Raw genomic sequence first — 1,064 nt, 5'->3', positions numbered from 1 at the left:
TCGCCGCCGCCCTTGGGCAGGCCGACGAGGCGGAACTCGCGCGCGCCGCCGGAGTTCGTGACGAGCAGCCACTCGTCGCCGCCGTCCTGCGCGGCGTACTCCACGCCGCGTTCGCGCGGGAGGATCACCTCGAAGTCGCCCGACGCGCGCCCGGCCTCCAGGGCGCGCACCTCCGTCGTGAGGGTGCTGCGCGACGTGAGCAGCACGTACGCGCCCGAGTGGCTGCGCGACAGCGTCAGGGTGAAGGTCTCGTCGTCCTCGCGGTACAGCCGCTCGTCGGGCGCGCCCCCCGCGAGGCGGTGGCGGTACACCTCGAAGGGCCGCCACGCCTCGTCGTTGCGGACGTAGTACAGCGCCTCGCCGTCCGCGCTCCACGCGAGGCTGTAGCCGCTGACGTCCTCCACGCCCGTGCGGGTCTCCTCACGCGTGGCGAGGTCACGGACGCGCAGCTCGTAGCGCTCGCCGCCCGCCGTGTCCACGAGGTACGCGAGGCGCGCGTGGTCGTCGCTGGGCACGGTCCGGCCCACCCAGACGTTCGCGAGGCCCTCGCGTTCACGCAGCTCGTTCGGGTCGAGCAGCACCTCCTCGGGCCCGCCGCCGCGCGGCCTGCGGCAGCGCAGGGGGTACGGGCGGCCCTCCTCGGTGCGGGTGTAGTACTCGTAGGGACCCCAGGGGACGGGCGGGGAGTCGTCCGTCTCCTGCACGTGCGAGAGCATGTCGCGGTAGAGGTCCTCGCGCTGGCCCGCGAGGGGCGCGGTGACCTCGTCGAGGTAGGCGTTCTCCGCGTCGAGGTACGCGAGGACCTCCGGGCGCTCGCGGTCGCGCAGCCAGGCGTACTCGTCCACGCGGGCGTCGCCGTGGCGCTCATGGGTGACGGGTTCCTTCGGGGCGCGGGGCGCCGTGGGCCGGGAGGTGGTCATGCGGGCATCCTGACACGCCGCGCCCGGGGAGGACCAGCCCAAGTCACGCGCGTCCGTGAGGTCCGCCACGGTGGGGCGCTCACTCCCGCCGCACGGCGCGTTCGTCGGTGAGGTCGCGTCCGCGCGCCACTTCGCGCGGGCCGC

Annotated in this window: 1 protein-coding gene; it reads right to left on the bottom strand. The window is 75.0% G+C overall.

What is annotated here, in order from left to right; translation table 11 throughout:
* A partial coding sequence (locus DEIPI_RS39705) for a hypothetical protein (protein ID WP_045234219.1) occupies positions 1 to 920 on the bottom strand: 920 nt, incomplete at its 3' end.
* Between the last annotated feature and the right edge of the window lie 144 nt (positions 921 to 1,064).

Origin of the sequence: Deinococcus pimensis DSM 21231 (assembly GCF_000519345.1) — a bacterium.
GTDB lineage: Bacteria > Deinococcota > Deinococci > Deinococcales > Deinococcaceae > Deinococcus_A > Deinococcus_A pimensis.
The sequence above is the reverse complement of the archived record's forward strand: the minus strand, read 5'-3'. Positions and strand labels throughout refer to the sequence as shown.